The organism is Gemmatimonadota bacterium (assembly GCA_016209965.1).
GTDB lineage: Bacteria > Gemmatimonadota > Gemmatimonadetes > Longimicrobiales > RSA9 > JACQVE01.
In genome coordinates this window covers 1-4324 of record JACQVE010000144.1, presented here as the reverse complement: position 1 = coordinate 4324, position 4324 = coordinate 1, and the positions used below count along the sequence as shown (strand labels likewise).

Genomic DNA, 4324 nt, shown 5'->3' with positions numbered 1-4324 from the left:
CTTTGGCGGCTACGGCTACATGCGCGACTACCCGGTCGAGAAGCTCATGCGCGACGCCAAGGCGACGGAGATCTACGAGGGCAGCAACGAGATCCAGCGGGTGGTGATTGCGCGAGAGCTTTACCAGGGCTAAGTGGTCGAGTTCGTAAGTACGCCCACGCCGAATGCGGGCGTATTTGCGGATTCGACCACTAAGGGCTGGTGCCGCAGCCGGGCGCCGGGGTGAACGGGCGCGACTAACACGTACGGGGAGAATCCATGGAGATCTTTGACCTGATTGGCGAGCACAAGCACGAGCAGGTCGTGTTTTGTTACGAGCCGGCAGCCAACTACCGGGGCATCATCGCGATTCACCGGACGACCCTGGGCCCGGCGCTGGGCGGCACCCGCTTCTGGAACTACAGCAGCGACCTCGAGGCGCTGATCGATGTGCTGCGCCTGTCCCGCGGCATGACCTACAAGGCTGCGGTTGCGGGGCTGAACCTGGGGGGTGGCAAGGCCGTGATCATCGGCGACCCGAAGATGACGCGCCGCGAGATGCTGTTCCGCACCCACGGCCGGTTCGTCGAGTCGCTGCGGGGGCGCTACATCACGGCGGAGGACGTGGGCACCAGCGTCGAAGACATGGACTACGTGCACATGGAGACGGAGTACGTCACGGGCATAGCCGGCCGCTCGGGCGACCCCTCGCCGGTCACGGCATACGGCGTCTACCGCGGCGTGAAGGCGTGTGCGCGGGAACGCTACGGCAGCGATTCGCTCGAGGGGATCCACATTGCCGTCCAGGGGCTGGGCCACGTGGGCTACCACCTGTGCGCGGACCTGGCCGCCGAGGGCGCCAGGCTGCTGGTCACCGATATCGACCAGGAGAAGGTCGAGCGCGTGGTGCGGGAGCTGGGCGCGGAGGCGGTCGCGCCCGACCAGATCTACGGCGTGGAGGCGCAGATCTTCGCGCCCTGCGCCCTGGGCGCCATCGTCAATGACGAGACCATTCCGCAGCTCAAGGTCGACATCATTGCCGGCGGCGCCAACAACCAGTTGGCGGAAGAGCGCCATGGCGACGAGCTGGCGCGGCGGGGCATCCTGTACGCGCCGGATTACGTGATCAACGCTGGCGGCCTGATCAACGTCTATGGCGAGCTGAACGGCTGGTCGGCCGACCGGGCGAAGCGCAAGGCGGGCGAGATCTACGACACGCTCGGTCAGCTTTTCGAGCTGGCCAAGGAGCAAGGGATCCCGACGCACGAGGCGGCCGACCGGCTGGCGGAACGGCGCATCGAGCAGGTGGCAAAGATCCAGCGCACATGGTTGTGAAGCCGGGGATGACCCGATTGCGGCAAGGACCAATGGCAGCACTGCGCCAGCAGGATCCGGAGATATACCACGTCATCCGCCGCGAGACGCAGCGGCAGAACCAGGTGCTCGAGCTGATCGCCAGCGAGAACTTCGCCTCGGTGGCCGTGCTCGAGGCCATGGGCACGGTACTCAGCAACAAGTACGCGGAGGGCTACCCCGGCCGGCGCTACTACGGCGGCTGCGAGTGGGTCGACGCCGCCGAAACGCTGGCCATCACGCGCTGCCGCCAGTTGTTCGGCGCTGAGCACGCCAATGTGCAGCCGCACGCGGGCGCGCAGGCCAACCTGGCCGCCTACATGGCGTTTCTGGACCCGGGCGATACCATCCTGGGCATGAGCCTCACCCACGGCGGGCACCTGACCCACGGCTCGCCCGTGAACTTCAGTGGGCGGCTGTTCCGCGTCGTCGCCTACGGCGTGCGGGAGGCGGACGGGCGGATCGATTACGACCAGGTGCGCGAGCTGGCCCGCCGCGAGCGGCCGAAGCTGATCATCGCGGGCGCCAGCGCCTACCCGCGGGTCATCGACTTCGAGGCGTTCGCCGAATTTGCCGCGGAGGTAGGCGCCGTCTTCCTGGTGGATATGGCGCATATTGCCGGGCTGGTCGCGGGCGGCGCGCACCCGAGCCCGGTGCCGCACGCGGATGTGGTGACCTCGACCACCCACAAGACGCTGCGCGGCCCGCGCAGCGGCTTCATTCTCTGCCGGGAGCGCCACGCGAAGGCGATCGACAAGCAGGTCTTCCCCGGGTTCCAGGGCGGGCCGCTCATGCATGTGATTGCCGCCAAGGCCGTGGCCTTCAAGGAGGCGCTGGAACCGGCGTTCCAGGCGTACGCGCGCCAGGTGGTCGCGAACGCGCGCGCCCTGGGGGAGTCGCTCGAGGGCCGGGGCTTCGACCTGGTGAGCGGTGGCACCGACACCCACCTCTTGCTGGTCGACCTGCGGCGCCGGGGCGAACTGACCGGGAAGCAGGCGGAGGAGGCGCTCGAACGAGCGCGCATCACGGTGAACAAGAACACGGTTCCCGGCGAGACGCGTTCGCCCTTCGTGACCTCCGGTATCCGGCTGGGCACCGCGGCGCTGACCACGCGCGGCATGCGCGAGGCAGAAATGCGCCTGGTCGGTGAGTGGATCGCTGAGGTGCTGGATGCGCCGGGCGAGGAGGGCGTGACCGAGCGCGTGCGCACGGGGGTGGCCGAGCTGTGCGCCGGATTCCCCATCTATCAGGACCTCCTTTCGCCCACTTAGTGCTCGAATCCGCAAATAAGGCCGCATTCGGCGTGGCGTACTTACGAACTCGACGGGCAGAAGCAACTGGCGCTCAAGGACCACTACCTCGAGGTGCCGTTCGACCTGTCCCGGGTTATGTTCATCACCACGGCGAACACGCTGGCGACGGTGCCGCCCGCGCTGCAGCACCGCCTCGAGGTGCTCGAGCTGCCGGGTTACACGGCCCAGGAGAAGTTCGAGATGGAGCTGGCCGGCCGGACGGACGAGGTGGGAACGGCCACGGCCCTGGCGTACACGCCGGCCGGCGGCCAAATTCTATTTGTCGAGGCCGTTTCCATCCCCGGTGATGGCGAGATCCACCTGACCGGGCAGTTAGGCGCGGTGATGAAGGAATCGGCGCAGGCGGCGCTGAGCTACGTGCGGATTGCCGCCTCGCAGGCCGGCATCCGGACCGTGCTCCTGCCGCGCCGCAACGAGGTGGATCTCGAGGATGTGCCCGCGGAGGTGAAGGAGAAGCTGGAATTGGTGCTGATCGACAACATCGCCGAGGCGCTGCGCCACGCGCTGGTGGAGCGGACCCTCGCCGAGCAGGCGCGGCCGGCGGCCATTTCCGAGCGGCGGGCGGCATGAGCAGTGTGGTATTCGACGACCAGGTGCTGGACCGGCTGCGGGAACGGCACCCCCGCTTCCACGACACGGCCTATCTCTTCGTCCTCTCCTCGCTGCACTACGTGCTCGAGCGCCTGCCCGCGCCGCGCCACATCAGCGGCCGGGAGCTGGCCGAGGGGGCACGCGACCTGGCCCTCGACCGCTTCGGGCCGATGGCGGCCAGCGTGTTCGAGTATTGGGGCATCGAGTCGACGGCCGACGTGGGCCAGATCGTCTTTGCCCTGGTGGACTGCGGGATCTTGATCAAGCAGGAAGAGGACGCCCCTGAGGACTTTGCGGGGCTGTTCGACTTTCGGGAGGCGTTCGAGCGCAAGTATCCGTGGGGCGCGAGCCCTTGAGTCCCGTCTTCCGCGTCGAGCCGCGGAGCGGGAACGCGCCTTGCGTTCCCCGCGCCCAGGTCGGGCCGGGCAGTGCTCGCGGCGAGAGGAGTCCCTGCTGAGAGGGGAGGGGGTTGAATGATGCCGGCAGACATGGAATTCCCGCAGTGCCGCAAGTGTGACCGGGGGCAGATGCTCCCGCTGTCCGACTACGGCCGGGACGGCGCACCGATCACGTTCAAGGCCTGGGTCTGCTCGAATCCCGATTGCGGGTTCAACATCCGGATCGACAACGGGGAGATCAGCTTTGGCCGGTCCATCAGCCAGAGCTACAAGTGAGCAGGGACGCGCTGCCGGCTCGAGCCCGCCCCGGGCGCGCGCTGGCGGCGGCAGGGCGGGCTCATCGGGGGCCGTGGACCGGTGAGCCCGTACGACGTTTACGGCCGCGAGGACGTGCCCCTGCTGACCGCGGAGGAAGCGGCAGCACAGGACCGTGAGGCGCGGGAGCGGCACGGCATACCGCAGCGGCTGCTCATGGAGAATGCGGGGCGAGCCGCGGCCCTGGTGCTGCACCGCCTCTTCCCGCAGGGCCGCGTGATCGCGGCGGTGGGGAGCGGCAACAACGGCGGCGACGCACTGGTGCTGCTGCGTACGCTGCGCAGTTGGGGCCGGGACGTCGCCTACATCGGCCTGGGCTCGCGCCCCCCGCCCGCCGAGCTGGCGCACGGGTACGAGCTGCCTTCCCTCTCTGCG

Annotated in this window: 7 protein-coding genes; all 7 read left to right on the top strand. The window is 68.5% G+C overall.

Annotated features, from left to right (window positions below; genetic code table 11):
- Positions 1 to 133: acyl-CoA dehydrogenase (locus HY703_06010; GenBank protein MBI4544726.1), on the top strand; the 133-nt coding region annotated here is incomplete at its 5' end.
- A 125-nt stretch (positions 134 to 258) separates the two neighbouring features.
- Positions 259 to 1314: a Glu/Leu/Phe/Val dehydrogenase gene (locus HY703_06005; GenBank protein ID MBI4544725.1), complete on the top strand. Its 1056-nt coding sequence runs from the start codon at positions 259 to 261 to the stop codon at positions 1312 to 1314.
- Positions 1315 to 1346: 32 nt separating this feature from the next.
- The gene (locus HY703_06000; protein MBI4544724.1) at positions 1347 to 2603 is read left to right on the top strand and encodes a serine hydroxymethyltransferase; all 1257 of its coding nucleotides are present in this window, start codon (positions 1347 to 1349) and stop codon (positions 2601 to 2603) included.
- Between the two features lie 117 nt (positions 2604 to 2720).
- Positions 2721 to 3215 carry a hypothetical protein gene (locus tag HY703_05995; GenBank protein MBI4544723.1) on the top strand — a complete coding sequence of 165 codons (495 nt, stop codon included), beginning with the start codon at positions 2721 to 2723 and terminating at the stop codon, positions 3213 to 3215.
- Complete coding sequence (locus tag HY703_05990; GenBank protein ID MBI4544722.1) at positions 3212 to 3592, top strand: hypothetical protein; 381 nt, start codon at positions 3212 to 3214, stop codon at positions 3590 to 3592. Before HY703_05995 ends, HY703_05990 begins: the two co-directional genes overlap by 4 nt.
- A 132-nt stretch (positions 3593 to 3724) precedes the next feature.
- Positions 3725 to 3910, top strand: a complete 186-nt coding sequence (locus HY703_05985) for a hypothetical protein (GenBank protein ID MBI4544721.1) — start codon at positions 3725 to 3727, stop codon at positions 3908 to 3910.
- Between the two features lie 81 nt (positions 3911 to 3991).
- Positions 3992 to 4324 (top strand): hypothetical protein (locus tag HY703_05980; GenBank protein MBI4544720.1); only part of this gene is annotated, 333 nt, incomplete at its 3' end.